Source organism: Bradyrhizobium sp. B025 (assembly GCF_042257955.1).
Lineage (GTDB): Bacteria > Pseudomonadota > Alphaproteobacteria > Rhizobiales > Xanthobacteraceae > Bradyrhizobium > Bradyrhizobium diazoefficiens.
In genome coordinates, this window is the sequence record NZ_CP170150.1 from 278,881 (window position 1) to 297,178 (window position 18,298).

The 18,298-nt window shown below is 65.1% G+C and carries 16 protein-coding genes; 10 read left to right on the plus strand and 6 right to left on the minus strand.

The genetic code is table 11. The features are described 5' to 3' along the window. Nucleotides 1–137 precede the first annotated feature (137 nt). Nucleotides 138–1,829: a methyl-accepting chemotaxis protein gene (locus ACE10W_RS01265; protein ID WP_011083751.1), complete on the plus strand. Its 1,692-nt coding sequence runs from the start codon at nucleotides 138–140 to the stop codon at nucleotides 1,827–1,829. Between the two features lie 48 nt (nucleotides 1,830–1,877). Continuing rightward, nucleotides 1,878–2,969 carry a phosphotransferase gene (locus ACE10W_RS01270; RefSeq protein ID WP_011083752.1) on the plus strand — a complete coding sequence of 364 codons (1,092 nt, stop codon included), beginning with the start codon at nucleotides 1,878–1,880 and terminating at the stop codon, nucleotides 2,967–2,969. A 177-nt stretch (nucleotides 2,970–3,146) separates the two neighbouring features. On the opposite strand, the gene ACE10W_RS01275 is transcribed toward ACE10W_RS01270, so the two are convergent. Genes ACE10W_RS01275 through ACE10W_RS01285 form a run of 3 tightly spaced genes read right to left on the minus strand, consistent with a single transcriptional unit; the run spans nucleotide 3,147 to nucleotide 6,346 of the window. Next, nucleotides 3,147–4,703, minus strand: coding sequence for an MDR family MFS transporter (locus ACE10W_RS01275; protein ID WP_304550215.1), 1,557 nt, complete (start codon nucleotides 4,701–4,703; stop codon nucleotides 3,147–3,149). A gap of 4 nt (nucleotides 4,704–4,707) precedes the next feature. Further along, the gene (locus tag ACE10W_RS01280; protein WP_304550216.1) at nucleotides 4,708–5,871 is read right to left on the minus strand and encodes an HlyD family secretion protein; all 1,164 of its coding nucleotides are present in this window, start codon (nucleotides 5,869–5,871) and stop codon (nucleotides 4,708–4,710) included. After that, nucleotides 5,864–6,346 carry a MarR family winged helix-turn-helix transcriptional regulator gene (locus ACE10W_RS01285; RefSeq protein ID WP_011083755.1) on the minus strand — a complete coding sequence of 161 codons (483 nt, stop codon included), beginning with the start codon at nucleotides 6,344–6,346 and terminating at the stop codon, nucleotides 5,864–5,866. The genes ACE10W_RS01280 and ACE10W_RS01285 overlap by 8 nt, the downstream gene beginning before the upstream one ends. A gap of 156 nt (nucleotides 6,347–6,502) precedes the next feature. Here ACE10W_RS01285 and ACE10W_RS01290 point away from each other — a divergent pair, with 156 nt between their 5' ends. The 6 genes from ACE10W_RS01290 (at nucleotide 6,503) to ACE10W_RS01315 (ending at nucleotide 12,646) form a co-directional block, all read left to right on the plus strand. Then, entirely contained in the window at nucleotides 6,503–6,997 is a 495-nt protein-coding gene (locus ACE10W_RS01290) for a Fur family transcriptional regulator (protein ID WP_011083756.1), read from the plus strand. Between the two features lie 34 nt (nucleotides 6,998–7,031). Next, complete coding sequence (locus tag ACE10W_RS01295) at nucleotides 7,032–7,985, plus strand: DMT family transporter (RefSeq protein WP_011083757.1); 954 nt, start codon at nucleotides 7,032–7,034, stop codon at nucleotides 7,983–7,985. A gap of 12 nt (nucleotides 7,986–7,997) precedes the next feature. After that, entirely contained in the window at nucleotides 7,998–9,281 is a 1,284-nt protein-coding gene (gene ispG / locus ACE10W_RS01300; RefSeq protein WP_027542165.1) for a flavodoxin-dependent (E)-4-hydroxy-3-methylbut-2-enyl-diphosphate synthase, read from the plus strand. Nucleotides 9,282–9,419: 138 nt separating this feature from the next. Continuing rightward, complete coding sequence (locus ACE10W_RS01305; protein ID WP_028172619.1) at nucleotides 9,420–10,316, plus strand: TauD/TfdA family dioxygenase; 897 nt, start codon at nucleotides 9,420–9,422, stop codon at nucleotides 10,314–10,316. Between the two features lie 185 nt (nucleotides 10,317–10,501). Then, the gene (locus ACE10W_RS01310) at nucleotides 10,502–11,839 is read left to right on the plus strand and encodes a Rieske 2Fe-2S domain-containing protein (RefSeq protein ID WP_369525357.1); all 1,338 of its coding nucleotides are present in this window, start codon (nucleotides 10,502–10,504) and stop codon (nucleotides 11,837–11,839) included. Between the two features lie 3 nt (nucleotides 11,840–11,842). After that, on the plus strand, nucleotides 11,843–12,646 hold the full coding sequence (locus tag ACE10W_RS01315; RefSeq protein WP_060909481.1) for an N-acetylmuramoyl-L-alanine amidase: 804 nt from the start codon (nucleotides 11,843–11,845) through the stop codon (nucleotides 12,644–12,646). Nucleotides 12,647–12,677: 31 nt separating this feature from the next. Here the strand turns inward: ACE10W_RS01315 and ACE10W_RS01320 are convergent, their stop codons facing one another. The 3 genes from ACE10W_RS01320 to ACE10W_RS01330 all read right to left on the minus strand — a co-directional run bounded on the left by ACE10W_RS01320 (nucleotide 12,678) and on the right by ACE10W_RS01330 (nucleotide 15,771). Beyond that, complete coding sequence (locus ACE10W_RS01320; protein ID WP_074076494.1) at nucleotides 12,678–14,288, minus strand: Na+/H+ antiporter; 1,611 nt, start codon at nucleotides 14,286–14,288, stop codon at nucleotides 12,678–12,680. 45 nt (nucleotides 14,289–14,333) lie between these two features. Next, the gene (gene bla, locus ACE10W_RS01325; protein ID WP_304550222.1) at nucleotides 14,334–15,203 is read right to left on the minus strand and encodes a class A beta-lactamase; all 870 of its coding nucleotides are present in this window, start codon (nucleotides 15,201–15,203) and stop codon (nucleotides 14,334–14,336) included. Nucleotides 15,204–15,396: 193 nt separating this feature from the next. Continuing rightward, on the minus strand, nucleotides 15,397–15,771 hold the full coding sequence (locus ACE10W_RS01330; protein WP_011083764.1) for a nuclear transport factor 2 family protein: 375 nt from the start codon (nucleotides 15,769–15,771) through the stop codon (nucleotides 15,397–15,399). Nucleotides 15,772–15,865: 94 nt separating this feature from the next. Here ACE10W_RS01330 and ACE10W_RS01335 point away from each other — a divergent pair, with 94 nt between their 5' ends. Together ACE10W_RS01335 and ACE10W_RS01340 are read left to right on the plus strand one after the other, a co-directional pair. Beyond that, the gene (locus ACE10W_RS01335; protein WP_028172624.1) at nucleotides 15,866–16,294 is read left to right on the plus strand and encodes a GFA family protein; all 429 of its coding nucleotides are present in this window, start codon (nucleotides 15,866–15,868) and stop codon (nucleotides 16,292–16,294) included. Nucleotides 16,295–16,441: 147 nt separating this feature from the next. Continuing rightward, the gene (locus ACE10W_RS01340) at nucleotides 16,442–18,259 is read left to right on the plus strand and encodes a caspase family protein (RefSeq protein ID WP_304550225.1); all 1,818 of its coding nucleotides are present in this window, start codon (nucleotides 16,442–16,444) and stop codon (nucleotides 18,257–18,259) included. Nucleotides 18,260–18,298 lie beyond the last annotated feature (39 nt).

Here is an 18,298-nt window from a genome sequence, read left to right on the forward strand (position 1 = left end):
GAAAACCGACCGTTCGACATCCAATTCCTGTAATTTTCCGGTCTCCGCGGAATACAATTTCCGCGCGAAGCAATCCCGTGTTTACCGCAATCGTTTAGGGTCCGTTCGGATTTCGACCAGCGGCATTGGATTGTTCCATGAAATTTCGTCTCTCGCTTTCTTCTGCGGTCATTGCATTCGGGATCGTTCTCGCCATCGGCTTCACGGCGGTCGTTTCCACCAGCCTCTACGCCCTGCGCGAGCTCAAGGTCGGCGGTCCGCTCTATTCCGACATCAAGCTGGGCAACGACCTCATCGCGGACATCCTGCCGCCGCCGGAATATGTCATCGAGGCCTATCTCGAAGCGACCCTCGCCATGCGCGAGCCGGATCAGCTGGCGGCCCATGGCGAGCGCCTGGTCCAGCTCCGCAAGGATTACGACGAGCGCAAGGCATTCTGGATCGCCTCCAGCCTCTCGGCCGATCTGAAGAACGCGCTGGTGTCGAAGTCCGATGCCGAGGTGCAGAAGTTCTGGAAAGTCCTGTCCGATCAGCTCCTGCCGGCCCTCAAGGCCAAGAACAGCGCCGCTGCCGAAGGCGCCTACGCGCAGCTCAAGGACGCCTACACGGCCCACCGCGCCGTCATCGACAGCATCGTCGAGAGCGCCAACAAGCAGAACGCCGACATGGAGAAGCTGGCCGCGGAGCGCGACAGCACCATGCTCTATATCCTCCTCGGCGTCTCCGCCGCCGTCCTGGCCTTCGTTGCCGCAGGCCTGCTTGGCGTTGCCCTCGGCGTGGTGCGCCCGATCGTGCGCATGACGGATACGATGCAAAGGCTCGCGACCGGCGATCTCGCCGCCGACATTCCATTTGCACACCGCCAGGACGAGGTCGGCTCGATGGCGGGCGCGCTTGTGGTGTTCAAGCAGGCGGCGGCCGAGAATTCGCGGCTGCGCGAGGAGCAGTTGCAGAAGGAGCAGGAGGCCGCGCTCGCCAAGCGCGGCGCCCTGCACCAGATGGCCGAGACCGTCGAGCGCGAGACCGGGCGCTCGGTCGACACCGCGAGCGCGGCGAGCCAGGGCGTCGAGCGGGCCGTCTCCAGCCTGTCCGAGATCGCGCGATCGCTGTCCTCGGAGTCGCAGGCGGTGGCCGCGGCCTCCACCCAGGCCCTCGGCAGTTCCCAGACCGTTTCGGCCGCGGCCGAAGAACTGAGTGTTTCGATCCGCGAGATCGCGGGCCAGGTCGCGCGGACCAGCACGGTCACCAGATCGGCCGTTGCCGGCCGTGAGCAGGCGCGTTCGACCATTCAGGCGCTGGCGGGATCGGTGAAGAAGATTGCCGAGGTCTCCGATCTCATCGGCGGCATCGCCGGCCAGACCAACCTGCTGGCGCTCAACGCCACGATCGAGGCGGCGCGCGCCGGCGAGGCCGGCCGCGGCTTTGCGGTGGTGGCCGCCGAAGTGAAATCCCTGTCCGACCAGACCGCCAAGTCCACGGAGGAGATCGGGCGGCTGATTGCCGAGATCCAGGCCTCGACGCAGGCCGCGGTCGATGCCGTCGAGACCATGGGGGGCCACATCGTCGAGATCGACGGCGTGGCGTCCTCGGTTGCTGCCGCGATGGAACAGCAGGACGCCGCGACGCGGGAGATCGCGCGGTCGATTTCCGAATCGGCGTCCGCCGCGAAGGAGGTCTCGGCCAAGATCGGCAATGTCAGCCGCGACGCCGCCTCCGTGAACGAGCGCGCCGCGGAGGTCAGGCAGGCGATCGCCGGCATGGCGTCCAATCTCGAACAGCTGCGGTCGGTCGTGGTCCGGACTGTGCGCGACTCGACCGCCGCGGCTTGAGCCCGGCATCGCGTCGGCCGCTGGTGCCCGGGGGCGTGATCGTGCAGTATGGCGCGGGACAGGGGCATCGTGGCTATGACATCTCCACAATTGCCGGCGGTCGTTGAGTCCGCCCAACTGACGGCGGCGCTGCGCAGGGGCGGCGTGCTTGACGCGGGCGCGGTGCGCGAGGTGAAGGTGCTGCATCAGCGTGACACCCTCGTGTCACAGATCGTCAGGCTCGGGCTGCGCTATGTCGGCGAGTCCGCTGGCGCCCCGCAGTCGCTGATCCTCAAGACTCCCAATTCCGCTTTCGCCGAGAGCCTCGCCAATGGCGGCCGGCGCGAGGTGGACTTCTACACGCAGCTTGCGCCGAAGATGCCGCCGGGACTGGTGCCGCGCTGCTTTGACGGGCATTTCGACGAGGACGGCCCCACCTGGCACCTGCTGCTCGAGGACCTTACCGACAGCCATGAGATCGCAACGAAGTGGCCGCTGCCGCCGTCGCGTGAGCAGGCGATGGCGATCGTCACGACACTGGCGCGCTGGCATGCGGCATGGTGGGACCATCCCGGTCTTGGCGACACCGTCGGCACCTGGGCGAGCGCCGAGGACCGCGCGCAGCACATGGAAACCTTCGCCGGCCATTACGACCGCTTCGCCGATCTGCTCGGTGATCGCCTCGGCGAAGAGCGCCGCACCCTCTATCGCCGCCTGATCGAGCACTCGGCTCGGCTATCCCAGCGCTATCATTCGCGGCGTCACATCAGCATTGCCCATGGCGATGCCCATATCTGGAATTTCATGCTGCCGCGCCCCGGCGTCGCGGATACCGTGCGCATCTTCGATTTCGACCAGTGGCGCATCAACGTGCCGACGAGTGACCTTGCCTACATGATGGCGATGCAATGGTACCCGGACCGCAGGCAGGCGCTCGAACGGCCGCTGCTCAATCGTTATCACGAGACGCTGGTCGCCAACGGCGTCAGCGGCTACACGCGCGGCGCGCTCGATCAGGACTATCGTCTGTCGGTGCTCTGGCACATCACGGGGCCGGTCTGGCAGTGGAGCATCAACATCCCGCCGCTGATCTGGTGGAACAATCTGGAGCGGGTGATGATGGCGGTCGAGGATCTGGGGTGTGAGGAGTTGTTGGGGTAGGCGACGCTACATACTTGCTGTCGTCCTGGCGAAAGCCAGGACCCATTACCCCAGGGCGAGGTTGTGGCGCGAAGCTGGTAATCACGAGTCTTCGCCAAACTCCTCCCTGGGGTAATGGGTCCTGGATCTGCGCTTCGCTTGTCCAGGACGACGGCGGAGCTTGTGACGCCCCTCCCCTTACTCCATCACCGCATGTTCCGGCCCCGCGGCCTGCCTGCGCAGCGTGGCCTTGGTCGAGCCGATCAACAGGGCGAGCGGGATGGTGCAGAGGATGAAGACCATCACCAGCATATAGTCGTGCGCGAAGGCGATGATCTGCGCCTGCACGCTGACCATCCTGTCGGCCATGGCGCGGCCCGCGTCGGTGGATAGGTTGATCATGCCGCTGACGCCGGGCATCTGGAGCGCGTGGTTGAACGGGTTGACGTGCTCGGACAGGATCGCATAGGTCCGCCGCGTGCCCTGCGTCAGCTGGGCGATGACGACGGAAATGCCGACCGAGCTCGCGACGTTGCGCATCAGGGTCAGCATCGCGGTGCCGTCGGTGCGCAGCTCGTTCGACAGCGTCAGGAACGCAACGGTCGAGAGCGGCACGAAGACCAGGCCGAAGCCAAAGCCCTGGATGACGCTGACGGTCACGATCTCCGGCACCTGGGTCAGGTCGGTCCAGCCGGTCATTTGATACAGCGAGCCCGCGGTCAGCGTCAGGCCGGAGATGATCAGCGTGCGTGCCTCGAAATAACGCATCATGCGGCCGACCAGCATCATGGCGAAGAAGGTGCCGAAGCCGCGGCTCGCCAGCAGCAGGCCGGCGGTGATGATGGGGTAGCCGATCACGTTCTGCATGTAGGGCGAGGCCAGCGCCATGGTCGAGAACAGCACGAGCCCCATCACGACCATGAACATGCAGCCGGTGACGAAATTGCGATCCTGGAACAGCGCGAAGCGGATGAACGGCGTCGAGGTCGTGAAGGAGTGCGCGACGAAGAAGTAGAACGCGACGGCGGAGACGATGAACTCCGCGACGATCTCATTGGATTCGAGCCAGCCCAATTGCTCGCCGCGGTCGAGCGCGAGCTGAAGCGAGCCGATCGCGACCGCCAGCGCAGCGAAGCCGAACCAGTCGAATTTGAGGCTGATGTCCTTCCTGGTCTCGTCCATGAAGATGATCAGCCCGAGCACGGTGATGGCGCCGAACGGCAGATTGACGAAGAACACCCAGTGCCAGGAATAGGTCTCGGTGAGCCATGCCCCTAGCGAGGGACCCATGATCGGGCCCATCATCACGCCCATGCCCCAGATCGACATCGCCTTGGCGCGTTCCTGGAGCGTGTAATAGTCGAGCATCACCGACTGCGACAGCGGCACCAGCGCCGCGCCGAACACGCCTTGCAGCAGGCGGAACAGCACCATCTGGTTGATGTCCTGCGCGAGGCCGCACAGCACCGACGCCATGGTGAAGCCGGCGGAGCAGATGATGAAGATGCGCTTGCGGCCGAAGCGGTTGGCGATCCAGCCCACCGGCGCCGTCATGATCGCGGCGGCGACGATGTAGGAGGTCAAGACCCAGTTGATCTGGTCCTGCGAGGCCGACAGCGTGCCCTGCATGTAGGGCAGGGCGACATTGGCGATGGTGGTGTCCAGCGCCTGCATGATGGTCGCGGTCATGGCGCAGATCGTCACCATGTTCCGGCGCAGACCGGGGACCATCAGGCTGGCATTGGGGCCGGACATCGGATCAGTCCTTGTCCTGGCCCGCGGTCGCCGACAGGCCGAACAGGCCGGCGAGCGAGCGCCGATGGCCGGTGTCGATGGTGGCGTAGACGCTCATGCCGGCCTTCAGCTTCCGCACGTATTTGTCGGTCTCGTCGAAATAGATGCGGATCGGCACGCGCTGCACCACCTTGACGAAATTGCCGGTGGCGTTCTGCGGCGGCAGGATCGCGAACTGCGCGCCGGTACCGGGCGAGAGCGAGCCGATCTTGCCCTTGAACACGTGGTTCGGGAACGCGTCGACCTCGAGGGTAACAGGCTGGCCTTCGGTGACGTAGGTGAGGTCGCTTTCCTTCGGATTGGCGTCGACCCAGGGATGGGCGACGTCGATGATGGAGAACACCGGCGTGCCGGCCGTGACGTAGCGGCCGAGCTGAATCTGCTCGACCTGCGTCGCGACGCCGCCCATCGGCGCGCGCACCACGGCGTGATCGAGATTGCGCTCGGCGTTGTCGAGCTTGGACTTGGCCTGCGCGTAGGGTGGGAATTTCTCCAGCGGCAGGTCGGTATCGCCGAGCAATTGCGTCTTGGCCGCCGAGATCTGCTGCTTGACGTATTGCGCGATCGAGCCTGACGTGACCAGCGCGTTCGCCGCGTTGTCGAGGTCGAGCTGCGAGCCGTAGCTGTTCTTGACCAGCGCCTGCTTGCGCTCGACGTCGCGCTGCTTGAGGTCGACGCCCTGCTGGGCGAGGCTCAGCATGTCGCCGTAGATCTTGATGTTGGCGCGGAGATTGTCGTAGGTCGACTGCGCCTGCGCGAGCTGCGCCCTGGCCTCGTCCACCGCGAGGCGGAACGGCACGGGATCGATCTCGAACAGCTCATCGCCCTGCTTGACGAGCTGACCTTCCCTCACGACGACCTTCTCGATCTTGCCGGAGATGTCGGGCGTCACCAGCACTTTCTGCGCGCCGACATAGGCGTCATCGGTACCGACATAGCGGCCGCCATTCAGATAGAAGGTCAAGCCGCCAATGGCGACGACGATCGGCAGCACGACCATCAGCAGGAAGCGGCGATAGCGCCGCAGGCCTGCGATGATGCGGCGGCGGGGATCGGTGCCGGCTTTCTTGGTGGGCTTGCCGCTGTCGATCTTCTGCTCGGGCTGGAACTTGATGACTTGATCAGCCATAGCGCTGCTCCTTACGTGCTTGTTCCGCTCCGGATGTCTGGATCGCGGTACGCACGTTTTCCTTGATTGCTTCGAGTTGGGTGAGGAGGCGATGGGCATCCGCCGGATTGATACCGTCGAGCGCGTTGGCCGTGATTTCGGACCTGAGCCCGCTCATCTTGCCGAGCAATTGCCGGCCGGCCTTCCTCAGGTAGAGGCGCTTGACGCGCCGGTCCGAGGCGTCGCTGCGGCGCTCGATCCAGTCATTGTCGCAGAGCTTGTCGATCAGGCGCGTCAGCGTGATCGGCTGCACCTCGAGGAGCTCGGCGAGCTCCGACTGCTTCATGCCCTCGCTGCGCTCGACCTTTGCCAGCACCGCCCATTGCGCGCGGGTGATGCCGAAGCGCGACGCCTCCTTGTCGGCATAGACGCGCAGCAGGCGATAGAGCTCGGCGAGCGTAAACAGGAAGTTCTGGTCCACGGGCCCGCGGCTCATGAGCTTGGTCTCCTATAAGCTTGAGATACTATAAGCAAGCTTATGATTTTTTCATGGCGGGGTAACGGGACGCTGTCCCGCTGCAAGAGCATGGCTGACCGCCGTTCGCCGGTCGTGCTTTGGGTTCCCTCGCCGAAATGCTAGAAGGCAGGCCAAATGACCCTCGCAAAGCCGGCATTCCCCGCGCCCGACCACGATCACGGCCGCTGCACTGCGGACGCGCTGGCGCATGCCGAGGAGGTTTGCGAGCAGCGCGCGCAGAAATTCACGCCGATTCGCCGCCAGGTGCTCGGGGCGCTGCTCTCCAGCCACCGCCCGCTCGGGGCCTACGAGGTGATCGACGAACTCGCCAAGTCGATGCCGCGGCCGGCCCCGATCACGATCTACCGTGCTCTCGATTTCTTGATGGCCAACGGCCTCGTGCACCGCATCGAAAGTCGCAACGCCTATCTCGCCTGCGCCGCCCACGACCACGATGCGACCTCCGCGGTGGCGTTCCTGATCTGCGAGCGCTGCGGTCTGGTCGGCGAGATCCCGTCGGCGTCCTTCGCCAAGGATATCAACGCCGCTGCGCGCAGCTCAGGTTTTGCCCCCAAATTGTCTGTGGTGGAGATCACGGGCATCTGCACCCATTGTCAGAAAACTGCATAAAGCAACAACGGCGCAAAGCCGATATCGGGAAGAAATGTCCTCACCTCAAGCCATACCGTCCGCCGGTCGCCCCCTCAGTGCCGGCGCCATCGCCCTGATGCTGATGCTGTGCCTGACCTGGGGGTTCAACCAGATCGCGGTGAAGCTGGTGCTGCCGGACATCCCGCCGATGCTCCAGGCGATGATCCGCTCGATGGGCGCGCTGCCGGTACTCTTCATCATCGGCACGCTGCGCGGCGTCAAATTCTTCGAGAAGGACGGCACGTGGAAGCCCGGCCTGATCGCCGGGCTGATGTTCGGCATCGAGTTCGTGCTGATCTTCCAGGGCCTGCGCCTCACGCCGGCGTCCCGGGCCGTGGTGTTTCTTTACACCGCACCGTTCTTCGTCGCGCTCGGCTCCTACCAGGTGCTCGGCGAACGGCTCGGCGGCACGCAATGGCTGGGGCTCGCGGTGAGCTTTGCCGGCGTCGCGCTCGCGATCGGCGTGCCGCAGCCGGATGTCGATGCCAAGGTGCTGCTCGGCGACCTCATGATCGTCGGCGGTGCCGCGCTGTGGGCGGCCACCACGCTGGTTGCCAAGGGCACGCGGCTGCGCTTCGCCGCGCCGGAGAAGGCGCTGGGCTACCAGGTTGCGACCTCGATCCCGATCCTGGGCCTGGCGGCTTGGTTGTTCGGCGAATCCATCACCCACACCCCGGCGCCGCTGTCCCTCGCCCTGATGGCCTTCCAGGCGATCTGGGTGGTGGGAACCACGTTCACGCTTTGGTTCGCGCTGGTGAAGGCCTATTCGGCCAGCAAATTGTCCGCTTTTACCTTCATCACCCCTTTGTTTGGCGTGGTGGGTAGCTATTTCATCATGCACGACACCTTGAGCCTGACATTCGGGGCCGCCGCGGTCCTTGTAATTGCTGGGCTTTTTCTGGTTAACCGTCCCAGCCAAACGGCTGCGGCGCCGCGCGATGCATTGCTGAACGTCACCAAAACCTGATATTTGGACCCCATGAACAAGCTCGAAAACACCATCGATTCAGACATCGCGGGCCCCGCGCCCCGGCACCGGACCACCCAGGTCAAGGTCGGAGACGTCGCCGTTGGCGGCGGTGCGCCGATCGTCGTGCAGTCGATGACCAACACCGACACCGCCGATATCGACGGCACCATCGCCCAGGTTGCAGCGCTCGCGCGCGCCGGCTCCGAAATGGTCCGCATCACCGTGGATCGCGAGGAGGCCGCGGCCGCCGTCCCGCACATCCGTGACGGCCTCGCCAAGCGCGGCATCACCACGCCCCTGATCGGCGACTTCCATTATATCGGCCACAAGCTGCTCGCAGCCTATCCCGCCTGCGCCGAGGCGCTCGCCAAGTACCGCATCAATCCCGGCAATGTCGGCTTCAAGGACAAGCGCGACACCCAGTTCGCCGATATCATCGAGATCGCGAACAAGAACAGCAAGCCGGTCCGCATCGGCGCCAATTGGGGTTCGCTCGACCAGGAGCTGCTGACCAAGCTGATGGACGAGAACGCCGCGTCCGCCAATCCGCGCGACGTGCGCGCGGTGACGCGCGAGGCCATGGTGCAGTCGGCACTGCTCTCGGCCGCGCGCGCCGAAGAGCTCGGCATGCCCAAGGACCGCATCATCCTCTCCGCAAAGGTCTCGGCGGTGCAGGATCTGATCGCGGTCTACCAGGATCTCGCATCGCGCTCCGACTACGCCATCCATCTCGGTCTCACCGAGGCCGGCATGGGCTCGAAGGGCATCGTCGCCTCCTCGGCCGCGCTCGGCATCCTGCTGCAGCAGGGCATCGGCGACACCATCCGCATCTCGCTGACGCCGGAGCCCGGCGGCGACCGCACCCGTGAGGTGCAGGTCGGCCAGGAGCTCCTGCAGACCATGGGCTTCCGCACCTTCGTGCCGCTGGTCGCGGCCTGCCCCGGCTGCGGCCGCACCACCTCGACCACATTCCAGGAGCTGGCGCGCTCGATCCAGGATTTCATCCGCGACGAGATGCCGGCCTGGAAGACGAAATATCCGGGTGTGGAAGAGCTCAACGTCGCGGTGATGGGCTGCATCGTCAACGGCCCCGGCGAATCCAAGCACGCCAATATCGGCATCTCCTTGCCCGGCACCGGCGAAGCGCCGGCCGCGCCCGTCTTCGTCGACGGCAAGAAGTTCCGCACGCTGCGCGGCCCGACCATCTCCGCCGACTTCAAGGCGCTGGTGATCGACTACATCGACCAGCGCTACGGCCAGGGCGCCAAGGTACCGGTGACCGCGGCGGAGTAGTCGTTCCCAAACATTGGAATCGTGAGGCGGGTTCGCGAAGCGTAACCCGCCTTATTTTTTGCGCGGGTCGTAGCCCAGATTGCGCTTCGCTCCATCCGCGCTACGATGTCTCCAATCAAAATGATCGGGAGACACGCCATGAGCTCACTCGCCGGCAAGCAGGGTCCGCGCTATCGCCACATGGCCGAGGACGGCGCGCCTTACGAAACCATCGCGGTCGAAAAGCTCACACCGATCATCGGCGCGGAAATCTCCGGCGTCGACATCGGCAGGCTCGTCTCCGATGACGTTCGTTCCAATCAACAGATGGACGAGATCCATCGCGCGCTCGCGGAAAATCTCGTCATCTTCTTCCGCGACCAGCACATCTCGCCACAACAGCATCTCGCCTTCGGCCGCAAGTTCGGCGAGCTGCATTTCCATCCCGCAGCGCCGCACGAGGACGAAGACCCGGCACTGATGAAGATCTATGCCGACAAGAACTCGCCGCGCGCCAACGGCGAGGGCTGGCACTCCGACGTGTCCTGCGACCTCGAGCCGCCGATGGGCTCGATCCTCTACATCAAGCAGTGCCCGCCCCGCGGCGGCGACACGCTGTTCGCCAACATGTATGCGGCCTATGAGGCGCTGTCGGATCGCATGAAGGCCTATCTCGACGGCCTGACCGCACTGCATGACGGCGAGCCGATCTATCGCGGCCTCTATGCCAACTATGGCGTCGCCGATCGTCCATCCTATCCGAACGCGGAGCATCCGGTGCTGCGCACGCACCCGGTCACCGGCAGGAAGGCGCTCTACGTCAACCGCGGCTTCACTCGCCACATCAACGGCATCCCGCGCGACGAGAGCGACGCGATGCTCGCCTATCTCTACCAGCACGCCGAGAACCCGCTGTTCCAGTGCCGCTTCCGCTGGACCGAGAACGCCATCGCCTTCTGGGACAACCGCTGCACCCAGCACCGTGCGATGTGGGACTACTGGCCGCACACGCGCTCGGGGACACGGGTGACGGTGAAGGGGGAGCGGCCGGTTTAGGCATGGCTGCCGTAGGGTGAAAATGGCGCGTCAGCGCCGTGCCCGCCATCTCGCTGTGCCTGCAACAGGACGGTGGGCACGACGCGCGAAGAGCGCGCCTTTGCCCACCCTACGAAACCGTTCTTGCGTTGACGTCGTCTCACGTCCGCGCCAATCTTCCCAAAAACAAATCGGGAGGATTTTCCATACTCCGCGCAGAGGACAATAAATTCCTGACCGAGTCCGGCCCCGGGACGGGCATGGGTGAGCTGCTGCGCCGCTTCTGGATTCCTGTGCTCCTGTCGAAGGAGCTTCCTGAAGCCGATGGCGAGCCGAAGAAGATCGTCGTGCTCGGCGAGGAGCTGCTCGCCTTCCGCGATTCGCGCAGCGTCGTCGGTGTCATCGATCAATACTGCCCGCATCGCGGCGCCAATCTCTGGCTCGGGCGCAATGAGGAATGCGGCATCCGCTGCGTCTATCACGGCTGGAAGTTCGACACGGACGGTCGCTGCGTGGACATGCCGACCTCCTATCCCGATCTCAACGCCAAGGATCTGATCCGCATCAAGTCCTATCCGGTGCGCGAATGGGGCGAGATGATCTGGGCCTATATGGGCCCGGCGGACGTCATGCCCGAGCTGCCCGATCTCGAAATGGCGATGCTGCCGGCCTCGCATCGTTACGTCAGCAAGAAATGGCAGGACTGCAACTGGGTGCAGGCGCTGGAAGGCTCGATCGACACCGCGCATTTCACCTTTGCGCATCTCTCCTTCGACAAGGAGGAGAACGAGATCCTCGACATCAAGAAGCATTTTGTGAATCCGATCGCGCGGATGTCGAGCGACCACATGCGCTGGATCGCCGAGGACCCGCGGCCGGTGATCAAGATCGCCCCGCACGACGCCGGCCTCTGCATTGCCGGTGGCCGGCTCACCGGCAGCGACAACATCTATTGGCGGATCGCGCAGTTCCTGATGCCGTTCCACGCCTACGCACCGAGCGCGATGCCGGGTGAGAACATCTTTGGCCAGACCTTCGTGCCTGTAACCGACACCAATTGCTGGATCTACACCTATGCCTGGAATCCGGAGCGGCCGCTGACGCAGGCCGAACGCGACGCCTATGACCGCGGCAATGGCGTGATCGCGGAGGTTGACGATCATTACGTGCCACTGCGCCACAAGGGCAACGATTACATGATCGACCGCAAGCTCCAGAGGACGAGGAGCTACACCGGCATCAAGGGCGTCTCCGAGCAGGACGCCGCCGTGCAGGACAGCCAGGGCCCGATCGCCGACCGCACCCGCGAGCATCTCGGCCCGACCGATCTCGGCATCATGCATTTCCGCAAGCTCGTGATGGATCTGGCGCGCGCGCTTCAGCAGGGCGTGCCGCCGCCGCAGGCCGCACACCAGGATCGCTACGCGGTGCGCTCCGGCGCCTGCGTCACCAGCAAGGCCAAGGACCTGCCCGCGGTGATGCTGGAACGTTTTGGCGATGTCGCGGGCTTCGTCGGCCGTCCCAAGGTCGCAGCAGCGGAGTAGCGCTTGGGCCAATTGCGCAGCATCATCGCCGGATTGGTCGCGTCGACCCTGCTGTCGTCGCTTGCCCCTGTCGAGCGCGGACATGCCGCTGCCGCGCGAACAATGACGAAGCCGCCGGCGTCACCGGCCAAATGCCAGATGCCGAAATTCCGGATCGTCGTGGATGTCGGGCACACCCCGGACTCCTATGGCGCGCTGAGCGCGCGCAATGATACGGAATTCGGCTTCAACTTCCGGCTCGGAAAGCTGATCACGGCGAAACTCAGGGACCAAGGCTTTGCCGCAACCCGCCTGCTCGTGACGGACGGCAAGGCGCGGCCGAGCCTGTTCAAGCGCGTCAGTGCCGCGAATGACGGCCGGGCCGATCTCCTGCTGTCGATCCATCACGACTCGGTACCGGACAAGCTGCTCGAGACCTGGGAATTCGACGGCGCGATGAGTTATTTCAGCGATCGGTTTTCAGGCCATTCGCTGTTCGTATCCGAACGCAATTCGCACTTCGCCACCAGCCTGTTGCTGGCCCGGATGATCGGCCGGCAGTTGAAAGAGCAGGGCCTGCATTATGCCAGCCAATACACATTGCCGGTGATGGGGCGCTACCGGCGCCAATTGCTGGACAGGGATTTCGGTGTCTACCGCTACGACGGGCTCGTCGTGCTGTCGCGAACGAACAGTGCCGCGGTGCTGCTCGAAGCCGGCTCGATCATCAACCGCGACGAGGAGATGGCGATGAACTCGCCGGAGCGGCAGGAGATGATCGCGGGAGCCGTCGCGGCGGCGATGGGGGAGTTTTGCGAGAGGCGGTAGCTTGCGCAGCCGGTTCAGCAATGACGAGAAGCTACAGCGGCACGCCCCGATACTCCCGGTTCGCCAGACTCGCCTCCTCCAGATCCAGATCCCGCTCGATCCGGCGCCGCGTCTCGTCGGTGATCTGGCCGTCGCGCAGGAGGTTGTGGATGAATTTTCGTTCGGCGGCGATCAGCTCGCGGGTCAGCGCGGTGCCGGCGGCGGAGACGTCGTGATGGGTGGGATCGAGTGAATCAGGGAGCTGGTTGACGCGGATCTCGTGGCGGGCGCGCAGCAGCCGCATCACCTCGTCCGACACCTCCTTCGCCTCGGTCAGCGCATCGAGCGACTTCAGCGCAGCGTCGAGCGCCTGGCGGCGTGCCGCGATCTCGGCCTCATGCTCGGCGACATGCTCGTTGCGGCCGGCTTCGGCGACGCCGAGCCAGCGCACCACCGGCGGCAGCGTCAGTCCGACGCCGATCAGCGTGACGAAGATGACGCCGAAGGCGACGAACAGGATCAGGTCGCGATACGGAAAGGCATTGCCATCAGGCAGCGTGAACGGCAGCGCCAGCGCCGCCGCCAGCGACACCGCGCCGCGCACGCCGGTGAAGGCGAGCACGAACGGCCATTGCCATGGCGGCGACGGGTCGCGCTTGCGCAGCGATTTGGAGAGGATCCGCGGCAGATAGGTCGCGGGATAGAGCCAGGCGAAACGCGCGGTCACAATGATCGTCAGCACGACGGCGGTCGCGATGAGAATGTCGTCGAGCGGGAACGCCTTCGATTTCTCGTAGAGCGCGCGCATTTGGAAGCCGGTGAGCAGGAACAGCAGGCCCTCGATCAGGTAAATGATGAGGTCCCAGAAGAAGATGCCTTGCAGGCGTGTCGCCGAGGAGATCAGCAGCGGGCCGTTCCAGCTCACATAGAGGCCGCAGGCGACGGTGGCGATCACGCCGGAGCCGCCGACATGCTCGGGCAGCCAGTAGGAGACGTAAGGCGTGATCAGCGACAGCGTCAGCTCGACCTGCTGATCTTTCGCCCATCTGCGGAAGCGCAGGGAAAGCCAGCCGACGCCGATGCCGAAGGCGATCTCTCCGGCGATAATGAGGACAAACTCGCCGGCCGCCATCGGAAGCGATAGATGGCCGACCATGATGGCGGCGAGCGCGAAGCGGTAGAGGATCAGCGCGGTGGCGTCATTCGCGAGCCCTTCGCCTTCGAGTATGACCAGGAGGCGGCGCGGTATGTTGAGCCGTCGCGCGATCGCGAGCGGCGCCACCACGTCGGGCGGCGCGACGATGGCCCCGAGCAGGAAACCGATGGCCCATGGCAGGCCGATCAAATAGTGCGTGGCGGCCGCCACCATCGCCGCGGTGAAGATCACCGCGCCGACCGCGAGCAGCACGATCGGGCGCAGATTGTTCCGGAACTCCCGCCAGCTCATGGCGACGCTCGCCGAGTAGATCAGCGGCGGCAGCACCATCAGCAGCACCAGCTCCGGCGGCAGTTCCACCGGCGGCATGCCCGGCACGAAGGCGAGGCCGACGCCGGACAGCATCAGCAAGATCGCAGGCGCGATGTTGAAACGGCGGGCGACGAGCGCGGTGCCCGCCAGCACCGCGAGCAGGATGAGGAAGGTCTGGAATTTCGCTGCGATCATGGCCTGTCTTCGCCCGGAAGCGGCCAAGAGGTCAATGCGGGGGCCTTACGCCAGGCGCCCTGCCACCATGCGTCCGATGCGCGCGAACATGGCCTCGATCTGCGGGGCAGTTGGCGAGCCGCCCTGGGTGTAGGCCACGATCAGGATCGGCGCATCGGGCTTAGTATCGGGCTTGGGCCAGGCGACCGCGATATCGCCCGATGCGTCCTTGCCGTTGTTGCCGGTCTTGTCGCCGATGGTCCAGCTCGCGGGCAGGCCGCCGCGCAGCCGGTTCGCACCGGTCTTGCAGCCCACCAACCATTCGGTGAGCTGGGAGCGCGACGCCGGCGACAATGCCTCGCCCGTCACCAGCCGCCGCAGATTGCCGGCCATCGCGGCCGGCGTCGTGGTGTCATGGGGATCGCCGGGCGCTGACTTATTGACCTCAGGCTCGTTGTGGTCGATCCGTGAGGTGGTGTCGCCAAGCGATCGCCAGAACGCCGTGAGGGCGGCCGGCCCTCCGATCCGTGCCAGCAGCAGATTGGCGCAGGTGTTGTCGCTGAGCTCGACGATCGCCTTGCACATCTCGGCGACCGACATCTTGCCGGCCGCGAGATTTTGCTTGGCAACAGGCGCATAGCTCAGAAGGTCGGCCTGGCCGTAAGGGATCACGGCCGCGAGCTGCTCCTGGCCGCGATCGACCCGCGCCAGCACGCAGGCCGCGAGCGAGGCCTTGAATGTCGAGCACATGACGAACCGCTCGTCGGCGCGCCAGGCGATCTTCGCGCCGGTCGCCAAGTTTTCCGCATACAGCCCGATCCGTCCACCGCTTTCGCGCTCATAGGCTTCGAGCTCAGGCGGCGCGTCGGCGGCGAGCACGGGAGTGGCGGCCATCCAGCACAGCGAGGCGAGGAGGGAGCGGCGGTCGAGCAGCATGGGGGACCTTTGGGACAGATGGAACAGGGGGAGGGAAGGTCGCGCACGATTGTCCCACCCCATCATTGCGAGCGTAGCGAAGCAATCCAGTGTGTTTCCGCGGAGAGATTCTGGATTGCTTCGCTACGCTCGCAATGACGGAGGATGGGCATCGAGCGCGGCAGATATTGGGCAGCGGGAGATTGAGGCTCCCTCACTCCCTCAGGTCATACCGGTACGATTTCGACACGATCTGCCAGCCGTCGGCGAGCTTCATCGCCACCAGATAATCGGTGAAAAAACGTGGCGGCAGTTGGCACCGGACCTTGATGAAGGCGGTCTTGTCGTCCGAACGGTCGATGGTGACGATGAAATCCTCGCGCGGCTTGCCTTCCGCCTTGGCCGAGGGGCGCTTGCGCACCCAGGCGAGCCAGTCCGGCACGGTCAGGATCTTCAGCTCGCCCTTTTCCACCCAACGCAGATCGGCGGACGGATGGAAGACGTCGCCGAGCTTGTCGGCGTCGCCCTCGTAGAGCCCGTCAAAATAGCTTTGCACGACGGCCTCGACGCTCGAACGATTCTGGCTCATGGGTCATCCCTTTGAATGATGGCTCGGCGGGAATTTAGTCGTACGCATAAAAATGCGCTATGGGTGTGTCAACCATTTGCACGCAGGCGTTGCCATGACCGGATCAGAAAATTCGAATGCTCGTATCCTCACCGGCGAATGCTACTGCCGCGCCGTGCGCTACGAGGTCGCGGACCAATTCTCTTACGCAATGAACTGCCACTGTTCGAATTGCCGTCGCACCACCGGCTCCGCCTTCAAGCCGTTCGCCGGCATCGCGCAAGAGAAGCTCCGCATCGTCCGGGGTGACGACCAGCGGATCATTTTCGGGGACGACACCACCCATGACGCCCACTGCGCCCGTTGCGGCTCGCTGCTTTATTCCCGGGTGCGCGACGGAAAATGGGTTCATGTCGCCATGGGAACCCTGGTCGATGCCCCCTCGATCCGGCCGAGCGCCCACATTTTCGTCGGCTCGAAGGCGCCCTGGCATGAGATTACGGACAATCTGCCGCAATATCGGGGGCACGTCGGGGACGGATGAGGGAACCCAGCCTGGACCCCAGCGAACCGCGATGGCGCTGGCGCGACAAACCAAAGGGGGCATTCGATCTGACAAGCACCGGCGCTGGAGCCTGCTAGAACGATCCCAAAGGGGGCTCGAACGGCCCTGAACTTCGGAATTCGTGTCATGCGCAATTTGCTCAGACTTTGCCCGCTTCTCCTCGCCCTCGCGCTGCTGTTCGGCGCAGAACCTGCTTTTGCCGGAAAGCGCGTGGCGCTGGTGCTGGCCAATTCGGCCTATCAGCACGCGCCGTCACTCACCAACCCTGTCAATGACGGTTCGGTGATCGCGAAGACGCTGAAGGATGCCGGTTTCGACATTGTCGATTCCCGGCACGATCTGTCGGCCCTCGAGACGCGGCGCGTGCTGCGCGACTTCGCGGACGCGACCCGCGATGCCGACATCGCCGTGGTCTACTATGCCGGTCACGGCATCGAGGTCGAAGGCTCCAATTATCTGATCCCTGTTGACGCCAGGCTCGAGCGCGATACCGACGTCTATGACGAAGCACTCTCGCTCGACCGCGTCCTGGTCGCCGTCGAACCCGCCAAGCAGCTCCGCCTGGTGATCCTGGATGCCTGCCGCGACAATCCGTTCGGCAAGACCATGAAGCGCTCGGTGGCCTCGCGCGGCATTGGCCGGGGCCTCGCCCAGGTCGAGCCGACCAGCCCCAACACGCTGATTGCCTATTCGGCCAAGGCCGGCTTCACGGCGCAGGACGGCGACGGCGCCAACAGCCCGTTTACGGTTGCGTTGTCGAAGCACCTGACGACGCCGGGCCTCGATGTCCGCCGCGCCTTCGGCTTCGTGCGCGACGACGTGCTCAAGTCGACCGGCAACAAGCAGGAGCCGTTCGTCTATGGCTCGCTCGGCGGCGACGACGTCCCGCTGGTGCCGGTCAAGGTGGCGGCTGCAGCGTCGCCCGTGGCGAACCCGCAGGCCGACATCCGCCGCGACTACGAGCTCGCGCTCCAGGTCGGCAACAGGGCGGCATGGGACGCCTTCCTCGCCCAGCATCCGGACGGTTTCTATTCCAGCCTCGCCAAGCTTCAGCTCGAGAAGATCGGTGCCGAGCAGGCCCATGCGGCGGCGATCGAGAAGGCGAAGCAGGCCGAGGCCGAGCGCGATCGTCTTGCCGCCGTCGGTGCGCAGAAGGATGCGCAGATCAAGGCTGCGGCCGATGCGAAGGCCGCCGAGCAGGCGCAGCTTGCCGCCCAGAAGGCAAAGGAGCAGGCGCAGCAGCAGGCGGCCGCCGCCGAGCAGCAGCGCGTCAACCTCGCCGCCGCGGCCCCGAGCGCTGCGCCGGCCAGCACGGCGAGCCCCGCCGGGACCAACGTTGCGTCCCTGACGCCGGCGACCACGCCGGCCGATCTCAGCCGCTCGGTCCAGACCGAGCTCGGCCGCGTCGGCTGTTTCTCGGGCCAGGCCGACGGCAACTGGAACACGTCCTCGCAGCGGTCGCTGTCGCAGTTCAACCGCTATGCCGGCACCAAGCTCGACGTGAAAGTGGCGAGCACCGATGCGCTCGATACGGTCAAGTCGAAGCCGTCGCGCGTCTGCCCGCTGGTCTGCGAGCACGGCTTCAAGGCCGACGGCGACAAGTGCACCAGGATCGTCTGCGGCGACGGCTATGCGCTGAACGACGACAACGAATGCGAGAAGAAGCGCGCCGCCAAGCCGACGGCTTCCAAACCTGCGACCTCGCGGCGTGACGACAGCGAGGATCGCCCGGCACGGCAGCGTCCGCAGATCGGCGCCGCGGGCGGCCTCGGTGGCTTGGGCGGCGACGCTGCCGGCATCGCGACCGGTGCGCGGCGCACCTCAGGCGGCGGGCAGGTCTTCTGCACTAATGGCGGCTGCCGTCCGGTCAACCGCGGTTGCCATCTCGAGTATCGCGGTGGCGGCGGCCCCGGCAACGATGCCAACGCCGAGGTGTGTAATTGAAGCCGAGATGATTCCACATGGTCGTCGTGGCGAAAGCCA

Bases quoted from the DNA above. Each gene is read 5' to 3' on its own strand.
- ACE10W_RS01340 (WP_304550225.1), top strand. From the start codon at position 16,442: ATGCGCAATTTGCTCAGACTTTGCCCGCTTCTCCTCGCCCTCGCGCTG.
- ACE10W_RS01330 (WP_011083764.1), bottom strand. From the start codon at position 15,771: ATGAGCCAGAATCGTTCGAGCGTCGAGGCCGTCGTGCAAAGCTATTTT.
- ACE10W_RS01285 (WP_011083755.1), bottom strand. From the start codon at position 6,346: ATGAGCCGCGGGCCCGTGGACCAGAACTTCCTGTTTACGCTCGCCGAG.
- ACE10W_RS01275 (WP_304550215.1), bottom strand. From the start codon at position 4,703: ATGTCCGGCCCCAATGCCAGCCTGATGGTCCCCGGTCTGCGCCGGAAC.
- ACE10W_RS01290 (WP_011083756.1), top strand. From the start codon at position 6,503: ATGACCCTCGCAAAGCCGGCATTCCCCGCGCCCGACCACGATCACGGC.
- ACE10W_RS01270 (WP_011083752.1), top strand. From the start codon at position 1,878: ATGGCGCGGGACAGGGGCATCGTGGCTATGACATCTCCACAATTGCCG.
- ACE10W_RS01280 (WP_304550216.1), bottom strand. From the start codon at position 5,871: ATGGCTGATCAAGTCATCAAGTTCCAGCCCGAGCAGAAGATCGACAGC.
- ACE10W_RS01305 (WP_028172619.1), top strand. From the start codon at position 9,420: ATGAGCTCACTCGCCGGCAAGCAGGGTCCGCGCTATCGCCACATGGCC.
- ispG (WP_027542165.1), top strand. From the start codon at position 7,998: ATGAACAAGCTCGAAAACACCATCGATTCAGACATCGCGGGCCCCGCG.
- ACE10W_RS01295 (WP_011083757.1), top strand. From the start codon at position 7,032: ATGTCCTCACCTCAAGCCATACCGTCCGCCGGTCGCCCCCTCAGTGCC.
- ACE10W_RS01335 (WP_028172624.1), top strand. From the start codon at position 15,866: ATGACCGGATCAGAAAATTCGAATGCTCGTATCCTCACCGGCGAATGC.
- ACE10W_RS01320 (WP_074076494.1), bottom strand. From the start codon at position 14,288: ATGATCGCAGCGAAATTCCAGACCTTCCTCATCCTGCTCGCGGTGCTG.
- bla (WP_304550222.1), bottom strand. From the start codon at position 15,203: ATGCTGCTCGACCGCCGCTCCCTCCTCGCCTCGCTGTGCTGGATGGCC.
- ACE10W_RS01265 (WP_011083751.1), top strand. From the start codon at position 138: ATGAAATTTCGTCTCTCGCTTTCTTCTGCGGTCATTGCATTCGGGATC.